The organism is Hymenobacter sp. J193 (genome assembly GCF_024700075.1).
Taxonomy (GTDB): domain Bacteria; phylum Bacteroidota; class Bacteroidia; order Cytophagales; family Hymenobacteraceae; genus Hymenobacter.
In genome coordinates this window covers 42,454-67,355 of sequence record NZ_JAJONE010000004.1, presented here as the reverse complement: position 1 = coordinate 67,355, position 24,902 = coordinate 42,454, and the positions used below count along the sequence as shown (strand labels likewise).

Below are 24,902 nucleotides of genomic sequence, written 5' to 3'. Positions count from 1 at the left end.
TTATGCCTAATCGCCACGATTCTGCTGCGCCCACCACTGTGCTTTACATCAAGCACATGGTGTGCGCGCGCGGTATCCGGGTGGTTCGGCAGGAGCTGGAAGGCCTGGGCTTGCAGGTGCTCGACGTGCGCCTGGGCGCGGCCACGGTGGCGGGCACGGCCGAGGAGCTGGACTGGCCCCGCCTGCGGGCCACGCTGGAAGCAGCGCGGTTTGCCCTGCTCGAAACCTTTCACCAGACCCTGGTGGAACGGGTCAGCGTGGCGGTGAACCGCCTGCTGCGCGAGCCGGGTGAAAGCCTGCGGCACCGGGCTTTTGGGGCGGCGGTAGCCCGGGAGCTGGACCTGACCTACGGGCAGCTCAGCGCGGCCTTTGCCCGCCTGGTGGGCGATAAGACGCTGGCGGCCTACATTATTAGTCAGCGCCTGGCCTATGCCCAGGAACTCCTGACTTCGTCTTCCCTGAGCGTGGGGCTCATTGCCCGGCGCCTGGGCTACGCCAGCCTGGCGCACTTCTCCGGCCAGTTCCGGCGCCTGGCCCGCTGCTCGCCTTCCGCGTATCGCCGGCTGCTGCGGGCCGAAATGGCTGCGGTTGTGGGGGATGAGGCCCCAAATCATGCAAGGGATGGGAAGTAATATGCAAAACCGTGGGCCATGGGGGAGGTATACTTAGGCAGCAGCCCGGTCGGGTTGCCTTGTTTGTTCACTTATATACCTTTCCCATGCATACCCAAAACCAAAGCCTGCTCGACGCCCTCAATGCCTGCATCGCCGCCTGCGAGCATTGCGCCACGGCCTGCCTGCAGGAAGACAACGTGAAGATGATGGCCCGCTGCGTCCTGTTGGACCGCGACTGCGCCGACGTGTGTGCCCTCACCGCCCGCCTCGTGGCCCGCGGCTCGGAGCACGCCGCCCATCTGCTGAAGGAGTGTGCTGAAATCTGTAAGGCCTGCGCCGACGAGTGCGAGAAGCACGGCGCCCACTCCCAGCACTGCAAGGAGTGCGCCGAGGCTTGCCGCCGCTGCGAGCAGGCTTGCCGCCAGGGCATCGCCGCTTAATTGTTATTGATACCGTGTGAAGCCAGCCCGTCGCGTACGGGCTGGCTTTTTTCTTGGGTTCCGGCGTGGAAATCATGCTGGTTCGCGGCCTAATTCTGTACGCCGGGCATGGGCGGCGCTCCTACTTTTGCGGGGTCGTTTACCCGTCATAAATACCCCGCTGATGACCCTGGCTCCCGCCCTGCGCAAATTCCTGCTCACCGCCCACATCACGTTCTCGGTGGGCTGGCTCGGAGCCGTGGCCGTGTTCCTGGCCCTGGCCATCACCGGCCTGACCAGCTCCGATGCCTTACTGGTGCGCACGGCCTACCTGGCCATGGGCCTGAGCGGCTGGTTTGTTATCGTGCCCTCCAGCCTGGCCGCGCTGGCCACCGGCGTGGTGCAGGCGCTGGGTACGCCCTGGGGCTTGTTCAAGCACTACTGGGTGCTGGTGAAACTGGTGCTCACAGTGGGCGCCACGCTCTTGCTGCTGCTGCACATGCAGCCCGTTACCTACCTGGCCGAGGTAGCCGCCAAGTCCGACCTATCCACGACTGACCTGCGCGGGCTACGCCTGCAGCTGCTGGCTGATGCCGCCGCCGCGCTGGTGGTCTTGCTGGCGGCCACCGCCATTTCGGTCTACAAACCCTGGGGACGCATCGGTAAGTGGCGGCAGCAACAGCAGGCCCACGCCCAAGCCGTGGCCGCGGGTCACGCCGCTGCTTTGCCGAAGCCCTGGGGCCGCTATCTGCTCATCGCCGGGCTGGTGCTGCTGCTGCTCTTTGTCGTTGGCAAACACCTGCTAAGCGGGGGCATGAGTCATCATTAAAGCAAGTCCTGCGCCGTGATAGGCGGGCCAGTAGCGGCACAGCTGATACAAATCATGCAAGCCTCAAGCTTAATTCTGTACCCCTTCCCGGGCACGTGCCGCTACTTTTGGGTGTTTTAAACCCGAACCCGCCCACCAAGGGCGCCATGCATTACTACCATGAAAACGCTTCAATTCAACACCAACATCAACTGCGGCGGCTGCATCAAAGCCGTAACGCCCACCCTCAACGGCGAGAAGGCCATTGCCAGCTGGCAGGTCGACACGGCCAATCCCAACAAGGTCCTGACCGTGACCGGCGACGTGACCGAGGAGCAGGTGCTGGCCCTGGTGGAAGATGCCGGCTTCAAGGCTACCAAGGCCTAATTTCTCTTTTGAGTGCTACCCACGACGTACGGACCGTGGATTCTTAAACTACCCCGCGGCCGTACCGGCGGGCCCATCTTAATCACTAGAACCGATGAAACACAAGATGATGATGTTCAGCGCTGCGGCGTTGCTCTCCGCTGGTGCGCTGTTTGGCTTCACCAGCCCCACGTCCGCCGCGGCTGATTGCCCGCTGAAGGGCACCCCCGATTGCCCATTGGTGCAAAACTGCGCCCAGGCCGGCACTCCGGCCTGCACGGCAGGAGCCCCCAGCTGCTGCGCCGCTAAGTAAGCTACCCGATGCTGCTTAAAACGCCTGACCCTGTGGCCGGGCGTTTTTCGTTTTGGCACTCCCTAAAGCGGCCGGCAGCTGGGCACGGTGTACCTACGCAGCTACCGTGGTGCTTGAAATTATGCAACTGGGTGGACCCTTGCGTGTAAACATTGTCTCGGCCCGCCTACGTATGGTACATCACAGAGAACTGCAACGACCATCCGGCGAGGGGCCAGAGGTCCGCGCGGCCTCTTCATCGTCCATCGGGCAATGCCCCGGCGCTGCTATTAGCGGTGAGCCGGGGTTTTTCCGTGCACCAGCCTTAGCTAATTCGGCTCTATGTTTTCAGATTTTCCCAATCTGCACCCCCTGGTGGTGCACTTACCCATCGTCCTGATTATGCTGGCCGCGGCGTTGCAGGCCCTGCTGGTGTTCAAGGACTGGCCCCAGGTGCGCTGGATTGCCCTGGCGGTAATGGCCGGGGGCTTCGCCGGGGCGGTGGCGGCCAGCACGGTGTTTCATGCCCTGCCCCTGGGCTTGTCACCCCGGGCGGCGGCGGTATTTGCGGCCCACGAACAGTTTGCCAGCTACACCACCTGGCTCTCGGGCATCACGCTGCTACTAGCCAGCATCGGGTTTTACTTTAAGGTACAGCGCCGAGCCTACGAGGTGGTGGTGCTGGTAGCGGCGGTGGCGGCGGCCGGCGCGCTTTCCGTGGCCGGGCACCGGGGCGCGCAGCTGGTGTACGTGGAGGGCGTGGGCCCCCAGGGCAACCTGCTCGACAAAAGCCACGGCCACGGTGGGGATGAAGAAATGCCTGATATGGACATGCCTACTTCGGGGGCGGACGCCCACAACGAGGAGACCGGCACGACGTCGGACAACCCCCAGCCCGGAATGGAGGACATGAACATGGACCCCAAGGCCGCTCAGCCAGGCCAGCGCGGTCAACCCATGGAACAGATGGACGGCATGACCATGCCCAATCAACCGCGGGGCGGCCAATCGCAGCCGGCACGAACACGTAGCGCCGCACGACCGGGGGCCATGGCGGATATGCCGGGGATGAACATGCCCGGCATGAGCACACCGCGCTCTTCTGCCCAAGGGCCCAGCCGTAAAGGGCAGCCCACTCAAATGGATATGGGCAACATGCCGGGCATGGATATGGGGCCCGCCCGCCCGAAGAATACGCCCCGGAATCAGCCTGCCATGGGCAACATGGGCCCGATGAAGGGCATGGAAAACATGCCCGGCATGCAGCCCGCCAGCGGCCAAAAGCCTGCCACGACTCGTCAAACAACGAGCGACATGTCAGGAATGCCAGGCATGAAAAAGGGCGAATCTATGCCCGGCATGGGCGATATGAAGGGCATGGACATGAAGGGCAAGGATGGCAAGGCCATGGACATGAAGGGCGCCGGAACAATGCCTGGCATGGCCATGCCCAGCCCGATGGACAAGTACCGCTTCGAGGACAACAACCCGGCGCGCACCCAACCCAAAAGCAATAACTAAGTGACGATGCGAGTACTCTTTCTGCTAGCTGCGCTGCTGGCCACCTTGCCCGCCTGGGCCCAAAATATGCCGGGCATGCGCATGGCCAAGGGCACCGAGCCCCACCTGACCCAGTCCGCGCCCCCGGCCGCCGAGCTGCAGGGCAAAGTCGTGACGCCCCGCACCAGCTACGTGGGCAAACGGGTGGAATACGACCTGTACGTCGACGAGCGCCTGGTCAACTTCACCGGCCGCACCCGCCGGGCCATCGGCATCAACGGCCAGATTCCGGCCCCCACGCTCACCTTCAACGAGGGCGACACGGCCGTGATTCGGGTGCACAACCAGATGCACATGGAAACCTCCATCCACTGGCACGGCATCCTGCTGCCCAACGCGCAGGACGGCGTGCCCTACCTCAACACAGCCCCCGTGGAGCCGGGCGGCACGCACACGTTTACGTTCCCCCTGATACAGAGCGGCACCTACTGGTACCACTCCCACACCATGCTGCAGGAGCAGGACGGCGTGTACGGCTCCATCGTTATCCACCCCAAGCGGATTCCCTACGAGATGAAGGAGTACGTGCTGGTGCTCTCCGACTGGACCGACCACAAATCCAAGGAAGTGCTGCGCTACCTCAAGCGCACCGGCGAGTGGTTTGCCGTGCAGAAAGGCGCCACCCAGAGCTACGGCGAGGCCCTGGCCGCCGGCTACTTCAAAGACAAGCTCAAGCAGGAGTGGGGCCGCATGCCGGCCATGGACCTGACCGACATCTACTACAACAAGTTTTTGACCAACGGGCAGGAAAAAGGCTATTTCAAGGACGCCAAGCCCGGGGAGGTGGTGCGCCTGCGCGTCATCAACGGCAGCGCCTCCTCGTACTTTTTCCTGCAGTACGCCGGCGGCCCCATGCAGGTGATTGCCGCCGACGGCATCAACGTGGAGCCCTTCCCGGTCACCAAGCTCGAAATTGCCACGGCCGAAACCTACGACCTGCTGGTGACCGTGCCCGCCATGGGCGCGGCCGAGTTTCGGGCCACGGCCAACGACATCACGGGCTACACCTCTACCTACATCGGGGCGGGCGAGCCGATGAAAGCGCCGGACCTGCCCCGCATCAACTACTTCCAGATGATGCGCGAAATGAACAGCATGGAGGGCATGAGCGGCATGAATATGGGCGGCGCCGGCATGACCAAGCAGCAGGGCAGTGGGGAAATGAAAGGCATGGACATGTCAGGCCAGAAGCCAGCTAGTGGCTCGCCGATGCCGGGGATGGACATGCAGCACGGGGCGCCGCCCGCCACCACGGCGCCCTCGCCGCAGAACCGACCCGAAAATGCCCAGGAAAAAGCCGGCAAGAGCATGGGCAGCATGCAGGACACGGGCAGCATGGCGGGCATGGACATGGGCGGCATGGCCGGAATGAGTGGCATGGGGGGCAGCGCCGGCGACTTCAACTACAATCAGCTGCGGGCCCTTAACCCCACCACGCTGGACTCGACCAAGCAGTGGCGGGAAATCAACCTGACCCTGACCGGCAACATGCTGCGCTACGTGTGGTCGTTCGACAACAAGACCCTGTCCGAGGCCGACAAAATTCCCATCCGCAAGGGCGAGAACGTGCGCATGACGTTCACCAACACCACCATGATGCGCCACCCCCTGCACCTGCACGGGCACTTTTTCCGGCTCGTCAACGCCCAGGGCGCCTACTCGCCGATGAAGCACACCTTCGACATTCAGTCCATGGGCAAGGTCACCATCGAGTTCGACGCCAACGAGGAGCAGGACTGGTTTTTCCACTGCCACATCCTCTACCACATGATGGCCGGCATGGCCCGCATCGTGAGCTACGAAGGCACCCCGCAGAACCAGTACGCCCGCACCGACTACAAGGAGCTGAAAAAGGAAGACAACCGGCCCTACCTCTGGGCCGACCTGATGGCGCACTCGCAGGGCGCTTTTCTAGAGACCACCCTTTCCAATAACCGCAACGCGCTGGAATTCGAGGGCCGGGCGAACTACCAGGGCAACTTCGAGACCGAAACCCACCTGCTGCGCTACCTCGACAACCGGCAGTTTCTCGCCGCCTTCGTCGGCTTCGATTACCGCAACAACCGCACGCTGCTGGCGGAAGGGGAGCGGAACACCAAAAACAACCGGCGCGTCTTCGACGTGGGCCTGTACTACCTGCTGCCGCTGCTGGTGCGCTCGGAGCTGCGCCTGGACAGCAACGGCAAGGTGCGCCTGCAGCTGGAGCGCACCGACCTGCCCCTGAGCAACAACTTCTTTGCCGATTTGCTGGTGAACACGGACCGGGAGTACAACGTCGCCTTCCGCTACATGGTCAGCAAGTACGTGTCGCTGAGCACCAACTACGACAGCGACTACAAGTGGGGAGCTGGCCTGACCCTCCACTATTAACGGGCAGCCGGCTCCCTACTTGCAGGTCTGCACCAGCGCCGTCACGCTCAGCGTTGCCGTGGCGTCGGTGGTGTAGTTGTCGTTGTTCACGCACACGTAGAGCCGGCGGATGCCGGGCGGCAGGCTGATGGGCCGGGTTTCCTGGGGGGTGTTGGACGCCACGCGCAGGCAGCTCTTCACGTCCTTGATGTAGCCTTTGGTGTCCAGAAACTGCTGCGCTGAGGCTTCGTCGGGCGTGATGTACCAGTGGCATTTGGTGCTCACGGTGGGCGGCGCATTGTTGCCCTGCTTTGTGAGGGCCGTAGCCGCCGTAGTCAGCAGGGCGGGCGCGGACATGCCGCCCGTACCGACTACGCCGGCCAGGGCCAGAGCCGTGGACCACGACACCGGGGGCTGGCCTTCGTCGCGCACATCCAGCTTGTAGACGATGCCCACCGTGCCTTCGGGAATGTCCACGGTGAAGACTTTGCGGCTGATGTGCATGCAGTTGCTGCAGTGAATCGAGGCGGTGCTCAGCGGCAGCGCCTCCTGCATGAGAGACTTGCACTTGATTTCCCGGCCATCGTCGCGCCAGCTGCGAAAGTCGGCTTGCTGCACGCCGTTGACGTAGGTGCCCTTGAAGCTCACCTGGCCGTTTTCGTGCCAGCCGCAACACAGTCCCGTGGGCTTGTCGGGGGCTTCGCTGGCCATCTTGCCTTCCCACTGCTTTTTCCAGGACGGATAAAAGTAGTCCCGCACCGTGCCCATGGTTTTGCCGGCGGCATCGTGGCGGGCAACGCGGGCGTAGCTGACTTCCTCCAGTGTTTCGGTGCGCTCCCAGTCGCGGTCAAAGTAGACGGTATCGGCCGGGGGCAGGGTAACCGCGGCGGGCTTGGGCCGCTGGGCGAGCGTAGGAATGCTGACAATCAGAAGTAGAAATTGAAGAATGTAAAGTTTTGCCATATAGACTTTGCTAGTAGAATAAGCGGAAGGGCGGTCGGTAAAAGTACTAACTAGATGCTTTTACACTAATCAATGCCGCCCAATAAAATGGTCAGTAGCTGGCCACGTATTTTGGTAGGCTAATTCCACCCCCTATTACCCTTTACTTGCGCTCATGCTACACGCTACTACCCCTCCAGACAAGGATGATGCTTTCGTTACCAAGCTACTTGATAAGTTGAAGGTTGAGTTTGAACCCGAGTTGGTACTTATCCGGCCGGAACCTTATGCTAAGCATCTAAACTGCTTTCCCAATGTTGAGGAAAAGGTGAAGCGGGATGGCGGGCGAATTCATTACGGTTGGGCTATCCACAAAACAACTATCCTATGCGAAGCAGAAAGGCATGCGGTCTGGGAAGATGAGCAGGAAGAGTTCGTAGACATCACCCCAACGGAAGGGCAGGCCGAACACACGCTTTTCGTTTCGGACAATGAAGGGTTTGTGTACACCGGCCAAGACACAGACAACGTGCGAATCAATATCACTGGTAACCCTGTAGTGGACGATTTTATCCGAGTATGCGAAACGCTTTCCAAGATACACGCTTACGGTACCCGGGGAGATGATATGCACATGCGGCTACCCGACGCTGCCCTAGAGCTTCACCACTATTACGATGCGTTGAAAAACGCCTTGCAGGGATTCATTTACATGGGCGGTATGCCTAAGAAGCGATGCCTTTGCCAGGGACCCGACCGTTACAAAAATTGTCACGGCAAAAGCATCGGCCCGCGCATCAAAGCAGACCTGCGAAAACTGAAAACCAATTTGGGTGAGGCAGACCGACCGGCTTAGACACTAAATAAGGTATGATAAGTCTTAGTTATCATACCTAGAAGGCCGTTGATGACAGCGACCTTTCTTTTCAGGAATAGGTATCGATTAGTAAGTCTTATCACTACCTATCTGCTATCTTGCCGGCATATCCCAAACCAGGTGACGATACCTTATATATAGGCTGCATGGAAAACTCCGCCGCACTGACCGTGAATCCCGTGGGCCACGGGCTGGCGCACCACACGGGCGCGGCCGCCCGCTATGTCGAGGCCGGGCTGACCGGCGCACCCAATACGGCCCGTGCGTATGCCGCGCACCTGAAGCGCTTCAGCGCCTGGTGCACCGAGCACGGCTTCTCGGCGCTGCCGGCGCCCGTTGATGCGCTGGTTGGTTTTTGTACCCATCTGGCCGAAGCCGGCAAAAAGGTCGGCACCTTGGAGCAGCACTGCGCGGCCATCAGCAAGGCGCATGCGGTTCGTGGTGTGGACTCGCCAACGGACGACAAGCAGTTCAAGATTTTCATGGATGGAGTGCGCCGGTTACATGGCGTTCGGCAAAAGCAGGCGCCGGCATTTTCACTTGTGCAACTCAAGCAGCTCGTGCGCAGCCTGGACGTGGAAACGGTGACCGGTCTGCGGGACCGGGCCATTCTGTTACTCGGTTTCACGGGGGCGTTTCGCCGCTCCGAGCTGACCGCCCTCAACCTGCAGGACTTACGCTTTACTGAGGAGTGCTTGGTCGTGTCACTAGGCAAGAGCAAAACCAATCAACTGGGTGACTATGAGGAGAAGGCAATTTTCTACTCCCCTGAGCCGGCGGTGTGCCCCATCCGTTCCCTCAAGGCATGGCTGGAGCAACTGGAACGCAGCGATGGGCCGGTGTTTGTCATGCTTCGCAAGGGCAACCGAATTACTGCTAATCGGCTCTCAGACCAGACCATTAACACCCTAGTGCAGCGTTACTTGGGACCCGGCTACACAGCCCATTCGTTGCGGGCTTCCTTTGTCACGGTGGCGAAGCTCAACGGAGCGGACGATAGCAAAATTATGAACCAAACCAAGCACAAAACCAGTGCGATGATTCGGCGCTATACGCGACTAGACAATGTACAGCAGCATAATGCCGCCAAAGAGTTAGGCCTGTAAGGTTGCTTCTGTTCCTTATACTGCACCATGATAAAGGCTCACAACTCAAAGCTGGTTGCTTCTCTGAACCGAAGTATTCAAAGAATTGCTGATGACCAATTTGATGAGTACGACATTAAAATGCTGCTCATCGATGTGCGAGAATTCCTGCGCGAGGAATCATTTTTGAGGGAGGTAGCAGACTTTGTTGCGCACCCCCAAAGAGAGCGTGGCATCTGCCATAAAGCCATTAATGCGAAATACGCCAAAATGAAGATGGCTTCGGAAGGGGTGAAGAAACTGGCCGAATCGAATGTTATTACCCGCGAGCCCAGAATGCCAGACAGCTACTATACTGACCAGATACTCGGATACATCAGCCTGCCGAAAATTTCAAAAGCTGATTTCCACCTTTTCGTCTTGGATAGTTTAGATGACTTGACAGATGATATTTTAATCAAATATTACAATCTAAATAAAAGAGATATTCATCAGCTTTTGAAAAGGTCCTTCACTAAGGAGGCCGGATTCTATCACCTTAATCCAACTCTGAAGCCTCACGAGATTCATCTGGTTGATGACATATTGAAGTTTATCCGCGGAACGGTCCTTGGAATTGGAGCAATTAGTTACGCTGGGTTACAACATGAGTTCGACAAGGCTCTGAATAGGGTATCCAAAGACTTGGGCCTGTCCGGATTTCAGAGCAAACCGTTCCGGAAAAAGTTTGAAGCAGTTTTTGTGTGCATCTTGGCCCTGATGCACGACGCTAAGTTCAAGCTTTACGATGGTGAGGAGGCGAGTGCATATTTGTCCTTACACGGCAATAAGTCGACGCCCAAAGAGCTTGGTTATTCATCTTTTTCGCTGGCTCTGATGGCGCAGGCCCCCGGGTTCTCTTTCCCAATAATCACATCGGACATCGAGTATACTAAATTTATTGCCGAGGCCGGAATACTCCCTGAAGCCTATCACCTATCCCCAATCCCTTGGGTACATACTAGAAGGAAAGACAAGCAGCTGTACCTAGAGCAAGCCGCTGAGGCCTAATGCTGTCTATTGAACTTGCGATTGTAACTTATCGCGGTTCCGCTTTGTAAGCAATGACGTAGTGATAAGCTTCAAAGCTCCATTTGCAACCCCTCTACACACCTAGATGCTTCCTCTTATTCTTGAATACGCCGAACAGCCGTTGTTGAGCGATGATGATTTCGCAGCATCATTGTCTTACTCTGAAACCCTGAATCTTACTGTTCTGAAGGGAACCAGCGAACCGGCAATTACCCTAAGTCGCTTGGCAACGGAAACCTTCACCAAGACGATGCACGAAGATTCGGATACTGACCGTAACCCTCAGCTTGACAATTGCCGTCGCTATTTGGACACTGCTACCGAAACACGCACGCACAATGAGGTATCCGATAGCGACCCGGGTTACCACGCCCTGCTTGCTCGGCTAGCAACCATGACGCTGACCCTGACCCACGAAAGCTCCGATACTGATTGATGATACTCATCATTACTCATAAGGAAGACTTTACCGCTGACTTTGTCATCAACCAACTGAATGCGGCCTCTATACCTTACTTCCGGCTGAACTGTGAGGATTTGGCTGAATACCCGTACTCGATAGGCTTCTCGGGAGGTTTTCAGCTAAGTCTCGGAAACATCGAGCGATTTACCGCGGTCTGGTTTCGGCGGGTCAAAAAGCCCATTGTGACACTGGAGGACGCGCACGTAGCGGATTACATTGCCAGTGAGTTGTTGGCACTACTAAACAACTTCTATCACCTGATTGACTGCAAATGGGTTAGCCAACCGGAGCACATCTACAAAGCGGAAAATAAGCTTGTCAACCTTAGGAAGGCCGTGGAGTTGGGTTTCATTATTCCGGAAACGCTTGCTACGAATCAACGGCAGTCCATAGTTGATTTTTATCATAAGCATGACGGGGATATTATCATAAAGCCCATTTTCAATAATAAAATCCTATTCGATAGCTACAAGCAGGTTGTATTTACGAATAAAGTCAGACCTGAACATATTGCCCAGTTAGACCGGTACTTTCTTACACCCAGTATCTTCCAGCGTAACATCCCCAAAGCCTACGAAATACGTGTAACCGTAGTAGGCCAGCACGTTTTTGCTGCCTCAGTTGATTCACAGGCATACGCAACCACACAGCACGACTGGCGCAAGGAAAAGCTTGCCTTTCAGCCATATGTATTGCCAGAATCCATGGCAGACCGCTGCCGCTCATTGGTTAGCGCACTAAACCTCAACTTTGGAGCAATAGACCTAATAAAAGCGACCGATGGCCAATATTATTTTCTGGAAATCAACCCCAACGGTCAATGGGCTTGGATGGAAATGGAATGTGGCCTGCCCATTTCAAGTGCGCTGATTCGTGAATTGACTACGTGAATCTTTCGCTTTTCAACTTAGTAGAAAAGTTGGTTTTTATCCCCCTTGCCTATGCTCAAGCGCTTGTTTTACTACTATGGCTTCTTTCTACCCCATAAGCCAGTCCTCTCCCCCACCAACACCCCAACGTTAACGGCAAATTTGTTGCCTACCTCAACTACCTTGGACCAGCACCTAGAGTTCATAAAGGACACGTTTGAGAAGGAGGACGAGCGTAAGGAAACGCTAGAGAGCAAAGCCGGTCAGTTGCTGGGACAGGCAGGCCTGATTTTATCCTTGGTAGGCATTATCACACCACTCATCGCCGATAGCCTTAGCCAGCTACCCAGACCACTGCTGTACCTAATAACGGCGCTTTTCGTGGCTACCATAATACTCTTTACTAATTCAATATATCACGCTTCGATGCTGAATAAAGTATTGCAATGGCAATACATGCAGCCGAGTCCCGACAATATATTTAAGGAGTATAATGATGAGACCATACCTGCTAATGTCGACTCAGGCAATCAATACAAGAGTGAGTTGATTGTCGACTACTACAATTCTGTTAAGCGCAATTCGAGCAATAATAATCAGAAAGCTAACTTCTTAAATTATGCGGCGCACTCCTTCTCAACCGCTCTTCTTCTTACGTCCACGCTAATTTTGTTTGTATGTATAGGGCTGTTTTTGAAAAAGGAAGAGCCCAGCAAAGTGCAGTTAGTGGATGGTTCTGTACTTAACCTCAGGCAACAGGCTCGTACCCATTCCTCTAATGCTGTAGCAGATAGTATGGTGAAATATGAGTACCCCCTAAGAGCACAAAAAGACTCTTTAAGCCAAGGTAAGAAGCAACCGTAGGTGAAGAGTTCAGGGTCTATTTATTAAATTCTTCACCTACCTTATATAAATAAGCAAGAGCGCTCCCTGGTGAAGTCAACTCAGCATTATACAATTCCGCACGGGCGGTTTGAGCAGAAAAGATGCTTTTAGCAATCGCTGAGAATTTAAGCCTCGCTGCATTCTCAAGTAACTCTGCGGTTCCAACAACTAGTGTTTGTAGCGTTCCTGTTCTGAATTTAATCTTATGGATTTCCAAGCTTCTTCGATATTGAAACAGTAAAGCTTCTAGCTCGTCACTTATTTCAGTAGCAGGCCTATTTGAGCTAATAGCCTTATTCATCCAATCTTTCAGAACTGCCAACCTTCCTTTGTTATTGGGGTCGCTTTTGAATTGAAATATCTTTTCCCATGATGTCTGTTCATCAGGAATTGGAATCTCTCTCAACACCAGCTTAATAACATCAGCCTGTGTTGCCTTACTTCCTTTGGGCAACCTTAACTGCCTTACGAGGGGTACAGCAGTAAAATCATTATCCTCATAATTTAACTTAAGGCAAGCCAAGCGAGCTTTTGCTTCTTCTATTGTGTCATAATCCTTGGTTCTATCTAATATATCATATTTCTTCTTACCTAGCCTTCTATCGATACTGTTGATTAACTCACCTTCACTGATGAATTCTGCCGCCACTGGGTCATTAGCCTTAAAAGAAAACGTCTCCTTCGTTTTGATTGCCTCTATTAAGTAACCAGACTCCAACAGAGATTCCAGTTCATTCGCTATATGCCCGAGCACAGGGTAGCGGAATGAATTACTTCTTAGTGACATCACTTGGCTATCCACTGCGAAAAAGCCAACTAAGTCACATAGCAAGAGTGACTGTTTCAGCAGTTGCAGCTGAGTATATGAAGATACAGGGTATGGTATGATACCAGCTATTCGTGTCATTGACTTAGTTGAAACTGATTATCCTATGCACTAGGCCAATCAACTGATTTGAATGGACAAAGCCTATTATGTACCGGATGCATACACTTAACGCATATAGGGATGGCCTTGGTTATAGCTTTAGTCCTAAAGTTGTGTGTGAAAGATAATCTACTCTTGTGCTAGCATCGACTAGGAGGGATGAGTATTTGAAACTTGGAAACGCGCATTTTTGCACCTTAGGCATTAGGGGCAGCTCATGAACAAACCAATATCAGCGAAAGGTGAACGACAAGCTATCGGTGGCTTTCTCCCGCAGTTTGGAGAGTTTGCCTGGCTAGCCTACCGGCAACTGCTGCACAACTCCCTAGAATGGGTCCGGGTGGCCGACCCAGAGGCCCAGCAGTTGGATGACATTCTCTACGCCACGCCGACGACGGTTTTTGCCTATCAGGTCAAATGGACTATCTCCGGGGCCGCTATCTCGCTAAACGACTTTAGCCAACTGCTGCCTTCGTTGGTGAGCAGCTGGCAGGGACTGCGCACCAAATATCAGTCGGAGCCAAAGCAGGTACTTGCGCACCTGCTCACCAATAAGTGCCTGACCACCAAAGACAGGATTGCGCACAAAAAGGCCGTCGTCGGTTCTACCGCCGCGTTCTTCGCCGAGGCCTGGCAACCCCTGCAAACCCGGCAGCCCGTGCCAGCCAAATGGCAGCCGATAATAACCCGACTCGTCCGGGCCAGCAAAGTCAGCCGGGCAGAATTCGAAGAGTTTGCAGCACATTTTACGTTTGAGCCAGCCTACCAAGCCAAGGATTTCAGCGTCGTGCGAGCTGGGCATAATCAGTTGGACGGCGACCTGAACGATTTCCGCTCCTACCTGCTGGAGAGCGTGGGCCATCCTGACCGGCCGGTGCAGCTAAACCGCAGCCACCTTATCTCGGCACTAGGCTGGCAAGCGCGCTTCGAGACGACATTCACCCACGAACTGTTCGTTGATAAAGCTAGATACCAGCCCATCCGGGGCACCATCGCGCAATTAGAAGCGAAGTTAGCCGCCCATTCTGGAGGTTATCTTTTTTGACTGGTACACCAGGAGCGGGCAAGTCGACACTGCTCACGCAGTGGGCGGATGAACGGCGGGCGCATTTCCCTACAGAGCGCATCATCCGCTACTTCGCCTTTGATTTCACGAATCCGGAGAAGAATTACCAAGCCCGGGGCGATTCCAAAGCTTTTTTCTTCGACCTGGTCTTCCAACTCAAAACCGAGGGCATCTACCCCCGCGATGTGTTGCCCTACCAGGATTTGGATTTTCTGCGCAAGGTATTCTATGAGCAGCTGCGGCTGTTGGGTGAAAACTTTGAACAGGAGGGGCAACGTACCATCCTGTTTATCGATGGGCTCGACCACGTGCCCCGGGAGTACACCGATACCGTGCACAGCTTATTGCGCGAGTTACCCGTACCAGTAGCACTACCCGCTGGGGTATTCATAGTTCTGGGCAGCCAGTCGATTGAGTTAGCGGACATTAGTGAGGAGATTCAGGCGAGTTGGCGGGACGAGGAGCGTGCCGTAACTATCGAGCCGCTGAACCGCCGGGAGGTACTGCGCTTCATTGAAGCGGCAGACCTGCACCCACCCCTAACTCCGGAGCAGCAGCGACTCATCCTCCATAAGTCGCAGGGCCACCCGCTGTACTTGGCTTACCTGTTGGAGAGAATCCGGCAGGCGGCCGACCGGGATACGGCCCTCGTTGGCTTCGGGCGTATCAGCGGCAACATCGAGGTCTACTACCGCAAAATATGGAAGGCTATCAAGCCGAAACCGAAACTGGTGAACCTGCTAGGCCTGCTGGCGCACATCACAGACACTATCAACCTAGATTTTGTACGGGAATGGTCGGTTAAGAAAGAGTTGCTCCAAACGCTGGTCGATAAAACCAAGGTGCTCTTCTACATTGTAGGCGACAGCTGGACCTTTTTCCACAACTCTTTCCGGCAGTTTCTAATCCAGCAGACTGCGTTGGACCCGCTGACGGGCCGACCCGATGCAACGGCGGAAGCCGCTTTTCACCGGCAGCTGGCCACGTATTACGAAGCCTCGGATGTTGAGCCTGACTGGCTGGCCCTGGGCCACTGGTTTCGGGCCGGAGACTTCGCGCAGTTTCAGCGTCTGGCTACTCCTGCCCACTTCGGGGACCAGTTGCTGCGCTTCCGGCCGGTGGCTGACATCCGGCGCGATATCCGGTTGGGCTTGGAGGTTGCCCGACAGACTCAGGACGTGGTGGCCCTGACGCGCTACGTCTTGGTATATGCGGAACTGGAGAGCCGCCTGCGGATGGTAGACCCATCCAATTTTGTTGATGACCTGATACAGCTAGGACAGCTGACCCGCGCCCGGCAATACCTACGCGAGGGCCGCACCCTGAGGGAAAATGATGCCTTCAGCCTATACGCGGCCCAGGTCTTCTACGATGCCGGTGACCAGCCCGAGGCCGCCATGCTGCTGAGTCTGGCCGAGCCTGCGATGGTGCAGGAGGAGGCAATTATCATCGAAAACGGCCACGATGAGGATGTTACCGAACGAACGCTGGCGCGGTGGGTGGAAGTAGCCGTACACTTTCAGGAATTACCCCGGCTGTTAACCCGGCTAAATAACATTCAGGTACTTGATGAAACCGGTCTGCGGCGCTCAGTGGCCGAGTGGACCGTTAATCTGCGGCTTTCTCTGCTGCAGGACTTGGCCACCCGATTGGTCGATGTGCGGCACTGGGAGCAGCTGGAATTGGTGCTGGCCGAGTTCCGCCCACCGCACGAGCGGCAGATGCAGTACTTTTCCGAGGTACTGCAAGCCGCCATTACGCAGTGCTTGGCCGACGGCGACCAGCCCCGGGCCGCTTACTACTTGGCAGTGCTGCTTGCGGAGTTTCCAATTGACCGGATGCGGGGTGCCCCCCGGGTCCACATCGCCGATTTGCTTTATCACGTAAACCGTGACCCAGTCTCGGTCAGCCAATGGCTGACAGGGGTTCCATCGTTCCTTCTGACTGGCCGGGATTTGGATGCTCGGGATACTACGCTGGCGGAATTCTGGCCGTTTATTCTGCTGCAAAAGCTGCGCTGGCTCATTGGGCAAGGGGTATCTATGCTGGTGGCCGTACCGGCCGCTCCTTCCGGGTCAGATGAAGAACCTGTAGTGAATTTCCAGCGACAACTAGCGCTTCTGGCGGAACTCTGGGCCGAAGGACTCGCCGGCCAGCGGATAGCGAAAGGAGGACTGCCACAACGCCTGCGGCCGCTGATGCGAGCCTTTTACGGGCTGGTGCATCACCGGCAGCGCTACGCTTACCGCCTCTTGATTCTGCGCGAGGCCTACTTCGATTTTCTGGTGCAGGTGGTGGCTGTTCACGGCTCGCCCGCGCTGGCTGAGTTGCTGGAGCTAGTAGACCAAGAGGTTGCCGACCGGCCCCAATGGTGGCCAGCGACGGTACAGCGCAGCCTGTTGGTGGCGCTACTGGCGAATGGTCACGACCCGGCTGGGGTCAGCCAACGCCTGGAAGGGCTGGAGGCAACGATGCTCGACGGGCAGGATGTGGATGCCCGGGTCAGAGAATGCCAGGCGCAGGCGCAGGCCTGGGCGGCGGCCGGTAACCCGGCCCGCGCCGAGCACTGGCTACGTCAGACCCTGCAGCAGTCCATCGGCGTCGGCTACCGCAAGGACTATCAACTTAATACCTGGCTAAGTTGGCTGCGACAGGTAAATCAACAGCAGCCCGCGCAGGCGCCCGAGCGACTAGGTTGGTTTCTGGGTCAGTTGCCATTCGTGCGCGATACCACCGAAGGCGGCACGCTCTGGGAAGCGGCGTCCAGCGTGCTGGGGGCCACCCTTGCCTGGAACATGGGCAGCGGCCTCCTACAGCTCAAATGGCAGCTGCAGTACGGCCTGCTGGACTTTGAGGATGGACTCGCCATGTTCATGCTAGCCTATCTTGACCAAGCTGCGACAGCAGCAGAATACGCGGACGGCGTGCGCTTCTATGGGACGGTTGTACTGTGGCATGACCAGGAGGAGCGTTATCGGCTGCTGCGCCGGCTGCTGGAAAAAGGTTACGCGCTGCTGGGTGCTGGCCTGTTTACCGCGCACGTACCGTTTCTGCTCGACAGCATCACGTGCCGCGCCTTATCGGAAACGCGCCGTGGGCTGCTCAAGGAGGTAGAAGATTTCGTGACTGCCAAGGGCCATGCAATAACCGATTACTACCCGGCTTTTGCTTTGCCTGCTCCCACTGGCCAAGACGACAACACGACTTCCTCCAACATGCTCACCGTGCAGCCTAATTACCAAAAGCTGACTGAGGACGAGGTGCTCGCTCGCGTGAGCAGTTACGATGACCTAACGGACCTGCTGGCGCAGGAAGACTACGGTAATTCCTGGTTTGACTGGAGCCCGGTCCTGCACCAGCTAGCACCGATATTGACGACCGAGCAGCTGAGCACAGTAGCCGACCGCCTGCAAAACAGCCATTACCGGGCCGCCGGCTATAGCACGCTCAGTAAGTTGGCCCGGCAGCTTGATAATCACACGCTCGGTTTGCAACTAGCCGAGCGGGCTGTAGCGGCTTCAAGCTCGTCAGGTTGGGTAAAGGGGCATGATGGAGGTAGCCGCCTGCATGCGTTCCAAGTGCTACAGGAATTTGAGCCAGTACAAGGCCGGGAGCGCGCGTTTACCACCTTTACGCAGGATTTGATTGAAGGCAAGTATCCTAGCATCTACATTGAAAGCTTGGACGACATCTTGCCGGTATTACGGACCGACTTTAGCTTGGAAGTAATTTGGGACGAGATATTTGGCTACGTGCAGCGTCTGCTGGGCAACAGTGCGGCTGCTCCTAATCTACCCGACCTGCAAGCCAGCCCCGCAAGCCTGGGCCGAGTGCTAGTGGAACTGCTGACATATCTGGCCGATTCGCCCATGGCGGCCGTAAGCCAGCCCATGCGGCGACAACTCGCGGAACTGGTCGAACGAGGCCACGCAGAGGCGCTGCAGCAGCTGCATCATCTGAGTACGGGCTTGGAGTCGGAAGTCGAACTCTTTTTAGAAGTGTTACTGCGGGTGCCCACGCGGATAGTCGTGACCTATGCGGAGTTTACGCCAGCACTATTAAAGCTGGCGGTAGCCCGCAATTACCAGTTGCGGCAAGCAGCCCGGCGGCTGCTTACAGCCGCAGACACACCCTTACCAGTTATTGCGTCAAAGCCCTTGCCAGCTACTTATCGCTTGCAATTCGCCGAGGCAGCACCAAGCACGATAGGAGGTAAGGATGTCTCTCCGCATCAGTTGGTGAGACCGTACGACGGTACCCTTGCCTGGCTGGCGAGCCGGGCCGGCTTGAAGACAGCCGCCCTGTATCACCGGGCCAGCACCATCATGGCCGAATTGGATGACCCAGCCCGATGGACTGATGAGTATCAAAAAGATTTGAGCGCGCAACTGCGTGCCACCAGGCTGAAATATAAGCTGACTTGGCCCCGAGTAGCAACCGCTCGGCGGGCCCTGCTGCATGTGGTGACGGAGTTGCTAGATGCCGGGGTTCTGCCGCTCGCTGCTGTGGCCGCTGCTGACTTAGCCATGCCCGATTACCAAGCCTATTCATTCTCCGAGGTGGCCAAGCCGCCCTGCGTTCAGTCGCTGCAACGCGAACGTTATGAGCACCTGGCTAAGGAGTGGGTAAGCGAGGTAGCGGCGGCCGAACAGCTTCGCACAACGACCCTGCCAGTCTACCGGCCGGGCTGGCTAGTTATCGGGGAGGACACGCACCTGCATACGTTGGACTGGAATGCCGCTACTGAAGAGTATCAGTGTCAACTGACAGCGGAAGAAGAATCCGATGAGGAGTTGACGAGCCTTGACTTGGTCTTCAACTGTCCAACCGACGCCTACCGTGACCTCCAGCCCAGCTCAGGCGCCCTCATTATTGGCCGGGAGCAGCTCAATTCCCTTACCCAGCAATCGGCTTGGCTAGCCTTTAATCCGGCGCTTGCAAAATCGTTGGGCTGGCAGCCCGCGCCCGGCAAGCTGTTTGGGTGGCAAAACCAAGATGGAGAACTGCTGGTGGAATCCGTTTATTGGATGAGCGGCAACGTGGACATGCCACCTCCGCATACCAACAGTGAAGCAGGGGAGGGATGGCTGGTCGTGGCATCAGCTGAGGCGCTGGCCCAGCTACTTCGTTTTGAGCCGGTGCTACACGTGGAAAAAAGGTTGAAGCGTTCCCGGCGCTATGACCAGGATGCAGAGGAAGAAACAGCTACCAAGCGGTATCCAGCGGACGAAGCGATTGCCGGATAGAGATACTTTTGACCAAGGCTAACTCTGCTGCCTGATGGCGCTACCCCGCATTTTGGCTTATAAAACCTATTAGTTCACTTACCTGCTCAGCTGAACTGTAGGCCATAAAGTCTGCTAAAAAATAGGTTTTATAAGTCCAGAAGGTACTATTGGCATTGCTATCATGTCCATGGACACCTCCTTGCGCTGTTTCGGATGCCGTTGCAGAAGCTGCCGAAAGTCTCTTACGACACTTATAAAATCTATTAATGAGCCATCTGTGAGTTATCAGCGTAGTTTTTAAGTTACCTTTGAGGTATACAGGGATGTTCTAAATAGCAGAAAAAGGTAAAAAATTCTTTAAAAAGTGCAATCCGATTTTGTGCTTGTTTAGACTCCCTTTTTTGTTGTTTTCGTTCGGGTATCGCCCTAAACCACCACTTTATAAGCTTTTGTACTCTAGCTTCAACAAGCTTGTGAGTATTTTAAGTATTTAAGGTATTTGCAGGGCTCGCAACTTTTTGTACCTCAGTATCTTAAGCGGCTTTAGTAATAGGTTTCATAAGCCAACTAATAGGTTTCATAAGCGGGGTAATAGGTTTCATAAGCGGGGTAATAGGTTTCATAAGCCAAATTAATAGCTTTGATAAGCTAACTAATAGAGGTGGAATCCATGGCTATCATTACACCCTATGCTGGCGAACTAATAGATTTTATAAGTCACTGGTGAAACAACGCTCCTGAAGCTCCCTTCTGACCGGCTGCGAACTAATAGCTTTTATAAGTCTAACTAATAGCTTTTATAAGCCTCGCCGAAAACTCGCGACCAGCTAACTAATAGGTTTCATAAGTCTAACTAATAGCTTTTATAAGTCAGCACCACCACAGGCATTCCGGCTGCTCATAGATTCAGGATTTGGCTCTATTAGTTTCCGATTTAAGCCGTATGTTTGCTTGGTATCACCCCAGTAGCTGCGTATGGCCGCGCCCGAATCCACCGTCCCGATAGAAATTCGGCAGCATAACGCGCTGACGACGGCCCGCTACGAGATGAGTGCCTGCGAGATGGACATCGTCTTCTCGCTCCTCTCTAAGCTCACCAAGCAGGACAAGGCCGGCACCATCTACGAAATCCGGGTCCAGGAGCTGATGGAGATGACCGGGCGCACCTGGAACTACAAGCAGCTGCTCGAATCCACTGAGAACCTCAACAGCCGGGTCTATCACATCGAGACCGGCAAAACCCTGCTGCAGGTGAGTCTGCTGGCCTCGGCGCTGTACCGCAAGGGCGAGGGCACCATTGAGCTGGAGATATCCGAGCGCATGCGGCCTTTCCTCATTGACCTGAAGAGCAACTTCACGTCTTACCGCCTGCAGGCTGCCTTTAGCCTGAGCAGCAAGTACGCCAAGCGCATCTACCAGCTGGCCTCGCAGTGGAAGGACATCGGGGAGACTAAGACCTACTCCCTGGATGAGTTCAAGGGCATGCTCAAGCTCAAGGACCCAGCTGGTAAAGAGCCCGAGCAGTACGCCCAGATTTCCTCCTTGCAGAAGTACGTGCTCGACGTGGCCACGACGCAGATAAACGAGCACACCGACTTGCGCATCAAGTACGAGCTCCTGAAAAAGGGTCGCTCCTTCCAAAGCATCAAGTTCTACGTCAACACCCAGGTACCTCAGCAACTGCCTATCCCCTTCGAGCTGGAGGCCGACGACGCCAAGATGCAACTGGCCCGCAAACACCTCGAAACCCTAGGTATTGCCGAACCCAAGCTGGTGCAGGAGATTCTGCAGTCGCCCAAGCACGTGGATGCCTTGTTTGCCTTTATCTACAAGCTGAAGACTGATAAAATCAAGGCTACCAAAAATCCGGGTGGCTTGTTTCTGAAGATGCAAGGCTTGCGCTAGTAGGACAGGGAAGGAGCTTGTATGTTGCCCAACTGTTCAGAGAACGGAACTGGTATCTCATGGTAGCTGAGTGGGGCGGACGCTCGTTGTCCGGCATGCCGTCTTGGCACGGTGGAGCGTCCCGTTTTCCTCAACAATGGAAACCAAGGAGCTAGGGAAGGCTGATTACCTATACAGTCAATGCCACAAACTCGGCCTTGGTCAAAAGTTTAGTACAAAGGCTAACCGGGACAATTAAGGGGTTCCTAACCAAAGCCAACAAAGCGTTTCCTTCTTGCGATGGAAACGCTTTGTTGTTGCCCGTTAGAGCAGTCAGTCGTCAGGATTTGATTCCCGAACTATACGACCGGCATTAGAAGAAATAGGCTTCTCCGTCCGCAGGTACCAACACCTGGTTGGTCATGCCCTTTTCGGCGGCGAAGGCGCGCAACTGCTGGCGCGAGAGCGTGGCGTGGTTGGTGGCTTCCATGTGGGTGGAGACGAGCGTGGCCCGGGGCAGCGCCTGGTGCACTGCGTAGACATCCTCCTGATTCATGACGATGGAGCCGAGTCCGGTGATTTGGTTGTCGCCCGCGTTGAGCACCACCACCTCGGGCTGGTACTGCCGCAGGTTGTTGGCCACGTCCTGGTTCCAGACCGTGTCGCCGGCGATGTAGGGGTTCTTTTAGTAAGTGGACATAATCCTACGCTAAGCGCCGGTTCTTAATGGCCGTAGTCCGGCCAGGAGCCCGGTTTCGTCGGGCAGGAACGAGTAGCGCCCGAGGCGATTGATGTGCCGGTAGCGCGCCGGCGAGAGGAAACGCAGGTCTTCGGCAGCGACTGCTTCCCCTTCACGCCTCAGCTGGGCGACCACTTCCTGCATATACCGGGTATTCCAGACCACGACCAGGTTGGTGAGCAGGTTCAGGCAGCGCACGGTTTCCTGCTGCTGCTCGTCCTGCTGGCGGCGCAGGGCCCCGTCGCCGCCGAACCAGAGCCAGCTGCGCAGCGCGTGCAGCTGCTCGCCTTTGTTGAGCTGGGCGTGGATGCGGCGGCGCAGCGGCTGGCTTTGCAGGTAGCGCAGGATGAAGTTGGTTTTCAGCAGCCGGCCGTATTCCTGCAGCAGTGTGGTGAGCTGGTGCTGCCGGGGGTAGGCCTGCAGCTTGCTGATGAGCAGCGAGGAGGTGACGTAGCCCAACTTCAACGAGGCGGCCACGCGTAGCAGCTCGTCCCAGTGGCGGCGCACGAATTCGGGGTGGAAGCGGGCCGTGAATTTTAGGGAGGGGTAGACCAGGTCGCGGCCCTGGATTTTGCACAGGCGCTGGTCCTTCAAATCGCGCAGCCGGGGCGAGAAGCGCAGGCCCAGCAAATCGAACAGGGCAAAGACCAGGTCGGTGTAGCCGTGCGTGTCGGTGGTGTGCTCGAGCAGGGGCAGCTCCGTTTCGTTGCCCAGCACCTCGTCGAGCACGTAGGTGGCGTCGCGGACGGTGGAGGCAATCGCCCGGCTGCCGAACTGCGAATACTGGTCGGCCGTGTGGGTGTAAAAGGTGAGCCCCTGGCCGTAGCCGTAGTAGCGCGGCAGCGCCCGGGCGGCGCGCACGTGGCCGCGCACGGGAAAGCGCTGCCCATCGGACGAGGAAAGCGTTCCACCGCCCCAGGCCGCGGCCAATGGCTGGCGGTACTGGTAATTGACCAGGCACGTGGTGGCCTGCTTGAGCGCGTCTTCGCGCAGGTAGTTGCTGGCCACCCACCACAGGGCCTGGTAGTCCAGGGCGGTGCTGCGGGCCATGTCCGTGAGCGGGATGTTGCACGCGGCGGCCAGCAGCGCGGCGTAGAGCAGCGCCCGCTGCGCCGCCACCGGCTCGGGGCCCAGGAGTACGCGGGAGAAGCCGGTCCAGGCATCCACTTCGCCCAGCAGCTCGCTCAGTTCCACCAGCGGCAGGCGCTGGCCGACCTGCGCGGCCAATTCCTGGGCGGAGACCGGCACCTCGGCCGCGGCGAGCGGGGTCACCACCAATTCGCCTTGCGCGTTGAGGCGGATGTCGCCGCCTTCCCGTAGAATCTGCTCCATGCGCGGCAGGTGCCCTTCCAACTCGTGCAGGTGGTCGTCCAATTGCTGCACTGGGACGGCGGGCAAGCCCAGCTGGGCGCAGGCGTCGGCCCGCAGCGCGGGCCATTGGTTGAGCGGAATGAGGTAGCTGTCCAGGCTGGCGTGTTTGCGGGAGTGGCGCACGTACACGTCCCCCGAGCGCAACCGCTCGCGCAGGGTGGCCAGCACGCTCAGGGCGTAGGCCGGCACCGAAAGCGGCCCACCCGTCGCGCCCACAAACGCCTGCCAGGCCGGTGCCATAAACGCCCGGGGCGGCTGGGGCGGCAACTGGCGGCGGGTGCCGGTCAGCAAGTCGCGCACCACCAGCAGGGCGGCGAAGAAGTCGTCGCCGGTGAAGGCGTTCTCCCAGTCCAGGTCGGCCAGCAGCGGGGCCGAAAAGCGCTTGATGGCCGCGTAATGGGCTTCGAGAAACTCCAGGTAGGAGCGCTTGGCGGGCTGCGTCAGGGCCTGGGCGGTGGCCAGGGCCTGCTGCAGTTCGGCCCGGGGGACGCGGGCGTAAATCTGCGCCCGCAGGTCTTCCCCCGGGCACGTGCGCTTCGTCGAGCAGCAGGCCCACGGCGTGGCCCAGCGTGGCCAGCACCTGGTCTTTGGCGCGGGCCGTGGCGCGCTGGTACTCCTCCATTTCCCGGCGCGCCCGCGCCAGGGCCGTTTCCCAGTATTCGTCCGCCATCTTCAGCACCAGGTCGGTGAGTTCGAGCAGCATCTCGCGGCCAAAAGCCAGCAGCAGCGGGTAGCGCTTGGCCGGGGCCAGGCGCTGCAGCGCCTGGTTGCTGCGGTGGCGGGCCAGGCCCGCCAACCGCTTTTGCCGGTTCGGGTGCAGGGCCGCCAGGTTCCACTCGCCCGCCCCCAGCGCCCGCAAAAAGCGCAGCTTGTCCAGCGTGGCGCGGATGGTGGCCGGCGTGCTGCGGGTGGGCGGCTGCAGGAGCCAGCCGTGGCGGGTGCGCCGCTCCGGGTCCTCCACCACGAGCAGGGCATCGAGCTGCGCCTCCACGGTGGGCGTGAGCACCGGGGCCAGCCGACGGTACGTTTCCGTGTGCGCTTGCTCCACGAGCGAGCCAATCAGGCGCTCCAGCTCCACTACGGACG

Annotated in this window: 20 protein-coding genes; 16 read left to right on the top strand and 4 right to left on the bottom strand. The window is 57.3% G+C overall.

Annotation, left to right across the window (positions count from 1 at the left end):
* Positions 1-2: 2 nt before the first annotated feature.
* From LRS06_RS22840 to LRS06_RS22810, 7 genes are all read left to right on the top strand, one after another.
* Positions 3-632: a helix-turn-helix transcriptional regulator gene (locus tag LRS06_RS22840; RefSeq protein WP_257873662.1), complete on the top strand. Its 630-nt coding sequence runs from the start codon at positions 3-5 to the stop codon at positions 630-632.
* Between the two features lie 86 nt (positions 633-718).
* Positions 719-1,054 carry a four-helix bundle copper-binding protein gene (locus tag LRS06_RS22835; protein ID WP_257873661.1) on the top strand — a complete coding sequence of 112 codons (336 nt, stop codon included), beginning with the start codon at positions 719-721 and terminating at the stop codon, positions 1,052-1,054.
* 163 nt (positions 1,055-1,217) lie between these two features.
* Positions 1,218-1,862, top strand: coding sequence for a hypothetical protein (locus tag LRS06_RS22830; RefSeq protein WP_257873660.1), 645 nt, complete (start codon positions 1,218-1,220; stop codon positions 1,860-1,862).
* Between the two features lie 159 nt (positions 1,863-2,021).
* Positions 2,022-2,228, top strand: coding sequence for a heavy-metal-associated domain-containing protein (locus LRS06_RS22825; protein ID WP_073289190.1), 207 nt, complete (start codon positions 2,022-2,024; stop codon positions 2,226-2,228).
* A 94-nt stretch (positions 2,229-2,322) separates the two neighbouring features.
* Positions 2,323-2,520, top strand: a complete 198-nt coding sequence (locus tag LRS06_RS22820) for a hypothetical protein (protein ID WP_257873659.1) — start codon at positions 2,323-2,325, stop codon at positions 2,518-2,520.
* 321 nt (positions 2,521-2,841) lie between these two features.
* Entirely contained in the window at positions 2,842-4,020 is a 1,179-nt protein-coding gene (locus LRS06_RS22815) for a DUF2231 domain-containing protein (RefSeq protein WP_257873658.1), read from the top strand.
* Between the two features lie 6 nt (positions 4,021-4,026).
* Positions 4,027-6,429 (top strand): multicopper oxidase domain-containing protein, encoded by a 2,403-nt coding sequence (locus LRS06_RS22810; protein ID WP_257873657.1) that lies wholly within the window; start codon positions 4,027-4,029, stop codon positions 6,427-6,429.
* Between the two features lie 15 nt (positions 6,430-6,444).
* Here LRS06_RS22810 and LRS06_RS22805 read toward each other — a convergent pair whose 3' ends face one another.
* Positions 6,445-7,371 (bottom strand): toxin-antitoxin system YwqK family antitoxin, encoded by a 927-nt coding sequence (locus LRS06_RS22805; protein WP_257873656.1) that lies wholly within the window; start codon positions 7,369-7,371, stop codon positions 6,445-6,447.
* A gap of 154 nt (positions 7,372-7,525) precedes the next feature.
* On the opposite strand from LRS06_RS22805, the gene LRS06_RS22800 reads away from it, so the two are divergent.
* The 6 genes from LRS06_RS22800 (at position 7,526) to LRS06_RS22775 (ending at position 12,579) form a co-directional block, all read left to right on the top strand.
* On the top strand, positions 7,526-8,206 hold the full coding sequence (locus LRS06_RS22800) for a hypothetical protein (protein WP_257873655.1): 681 nt from the start codon (positions 7,526-7,528) through the stop codon (positions 8,204-8,206).
* A gap of 167 nt (positions 8,207-8,373) precedes the next feature.
* On the top strand, positions 8,374-9,333 hold the full coding sequence (locus tag LRS06_RS22795) for a site-specific integrase (RefSeq protein WP_257873654.1): 960 nt from the start codon (positions 8,374-8,376) through the stop codon (positions 9,331-9,333).
* Positions 9,334-9,360: 27 nt separating this feature from the next.
* A complete protein-coding gene (locus tag LRS06_RS22790) occupies positions 9,361-10,362 on the top strand; it encodes a hypothetical protein (protein ID WP_257873653.1) in 1,002 nt (333 codons plus the stop codon).
* 106 nt (positions 10,363-10,468) lie between these two features.
* Positions 10,469-10,819 carry a hypothetical protein gene (locus tag LRS06_RS22785; protein ID WP_257873652.1) on the top strand — a complete coding sequence of 117 codons (351 nt, stop codon included), beginning with the start codon at positions 10,469-10,471 and terminating at the stop codon, positions 10,817-10,819.
* Complete coding sequence (locus LRS06_RS22780) at positions 10,819-11,736, top strand: hypothetical protein (RefSeq protein WP_257873651.1); 918 nt, start codon at positions 10,819-10,821, stop codon at positions 11,734-11,736. The genes LRS06_RS22785 and LRS06_RS22780 overlap by 1 nt, the downstream gene beginning before the upstream one ends.
* Before the next feature lie 51 nt (positions 11,737-11,787).
* On the top strand, positions 11,788-12,579 hold the full coding sequence (locus tag LRS06_RS22775) for a hypothetical protein (protein WP_257873650.1): 792 nt from the start codon (positions 11,788-11,790) through the stop codon (positions 12,577-12,579).
* 16 nt (positions 12,580-12,595) lie between these two features.
* Here LRS06_RS22775 and LRS06_RS22770 read toward each other — a convergent pair whose 3' ends face one another.
* Positions 12,596-13,507, bottom strand: coding sequence for a hypothetical protein (locus LRS06_RS22770; RefSeq protein ID WP_257873649.1), 912 nt, complete (start codon positions 13,505-13,507; stop codon positions 12,596-12,598).
* 238 nt (positions 13,508-13,745) lie between these two features.
* Here LRS06_RS22770 and LRS06_RS22765 point away from each other — a divergent pair, with 238 nt between their 5' ends.
* From LRS06_RS22765 to LRS06_RS22755, 3 genes are all read left to right on the top strand, one after another.
* Positions 13,746-14,573, top strand: a complete 828-nt coding sequence (locus LRS06_RS22765; protein ID WP_257873648.1) for a hypothetical protein — start codon at positions 13,746-13,748, stop codon at positions 14,571-14,573.
* Positions 14,570-19,840: a hypothetical protein gene (locus LRS06_RS22760; protein ID WP_257873647.1), complete on the top strand. Its 5,271-nt coding sequence runs from the start codon at positions 14,570-14,572 to the stop codon at positions 19,838-19,840. The genes LRS06_RS22765 and LRS06_RS22760 overlap by 4 nt, the downstream gene beginning before the upstream one ends.
* 957 nt (positions 19,841-20,797) lie before the next feature.
* Positions 20,798-21,727, top strand: coding sequence for a replication initiation protein (locus LRS06_RS22755; RefSeq protein ID WP_187317300.1), 930 nt, complete (start codon positions 20,798-20,800; stop codon positions 21,725-21,727).
* A gap of 352 nt (positions 21,728-22,079) precedes the next feature.
* Here LRS06_RS22755 and LRS06_RS22750 read toward each other — a convergent pair whose 3' ends face one another.
* Together LRS06_RS22750 and LRS06_RS22745 are read right to left on the bottom strand one after the other, a co-directional pair.
* Positions 22,080-22,349: a hypothetical protein gene (locus LRS06_RS22750; RefSeq protein WP_257873646.1), complete on the bottom strand. Its 270-nt coding sequence runs from the start codon at positions 22,347-22,349 to the stop codon at positions 22,080-22,082.
* Positions 22,350-22,415: 66 nt separating this feature from the next.
* Positions 22,416-24,290: a Tn3 family transposase gene (locus tag LRS06_RS22745; protein ID WP_374679464.1), complete on the bottom strand. Its 1,875-nt coding sequence runs from the start codon at positions 24,288-24,290 to the stop codon at positions 22,416-22,418.
* Positions 24,291-24,902 lie beyond the last annotated feature (612 nt).

Bases quoted from the DNA above. Each gene is read 5' to 3' on its own strand.
- LRS06_RS22840 (WP_257873662.1), top strand. From the start codon at position 3: ATGCCTAATCGCCACGATTCTGCTGCGCCCACCACTGTGCTTTACATC.
- LRS06_RS22835 (WP_257873661.1), top strand. From the start codon at position 719: ATGCATACCCAAAACCAAAGCCTGCTCGACGCCCTCAATGCCTGCATC.
- LRS06_RS22830 (WP_257873660.1), top strand. From the start codon at position 1,218: ATGACCCTGGCTCCCGCCCTGCGCAAATTCCTGCTCACCGCCCACATC.
- LRS06_RS22825 (WP_073289190.1), top strand. From the start codon at position 2,022: ATGAAAACGCTTCAATTCAACACCAACATCAACTGCGGCGGCTGCATC.
- LRS06_RS22820 (WP_257873659.1), top strand. From the start codon at position 2,323: ATGAAACACAAGATGATGATGTTCAGCGCTGCGGCGTTGCTCTCCGCT.
- LRS06_RS22815 (WP_257873658.1), top strand. From the start codon at position 2,842: ATGTTTTCAGATTTTCCCAATCTGCACCCCCTGGTGGTGCACTTACCC.
- LRS06_RS22810 (WP_257873657.1), top strand. From the start codon at position 4,027: ATGCGAGTACTCTTTCTGCTAGCTGCGCTGCTGGCCACCTTGCCCGCC.
- LRS06_RS22805 (WP_257873656.1), bottom strand. From the start codon at position 7,371: ATGGCAAAACTTTACATTCTTCAATTTCTACTTCTGATTGTCAGCATT.
- LRS06_RS22800 (WP_257873655.1), top strand. From the start codon at position 7,526: ATGCTACACGCTACTACCCCTCCAGACAAGGATGATGCTTTCGTTACC.
- LRS06_RS22795 (WP_257873654.1), top strand. From the start codon at position 8,374: ATGGAAAACTCCGCCGCACTGACCGTGAATCCCGTGGGCCACGGGCTG.
- LRS06_RS22790 (WP_257873653.1), top strand. From the start codon at position 9,361: ATGATAAAGGCTCACAACTCAAAGCTGGTTGCTTCTCTGAACCGAAGT.
- LRS06_RS22785 (WP_257873652.1), top strand. From the start codon at position 10,469: ATGCTTCCTCTTATTCTTGAATACGCCGAACAGCCGTTGTTGAGCGAT.
- LRS06_RS22780 (WP_257873651.1), top strand. From the start codon at position 10,819: ATGATACTCATCATTACTCATAAGGAAGACTTTACCGCTGACTTTGTC.
- LRS06_RS22775 (WP_257873650.1), top strand. From the start codon at position 11,788: ATGCTCAAGCGCTTGTTTTACTACTATGGCTTCTTTCTACCCCATAAG.
- LRS06_RS22770 (WP_257873649.1), bottom strand. From the start codon at position 13,507: ATGACACGAATAGCTGGTATCATACCATACCCTGTATCTTCATATACT.
- LRS06_RS22765 (WP_257873648.1), top strand. From the start codon at position 13,746: ATGAACAAACCAATATCAGCGAAAGGTGAACGACAAGCTATCGGTGGC.
- LRS06_RS22755 (WP_187317300.1), top strand. From the start codon at position 20,798: ATGGCCGCGCCCGAATCCACCGTCCCGATAGAAATTCGGCAGCATAAC.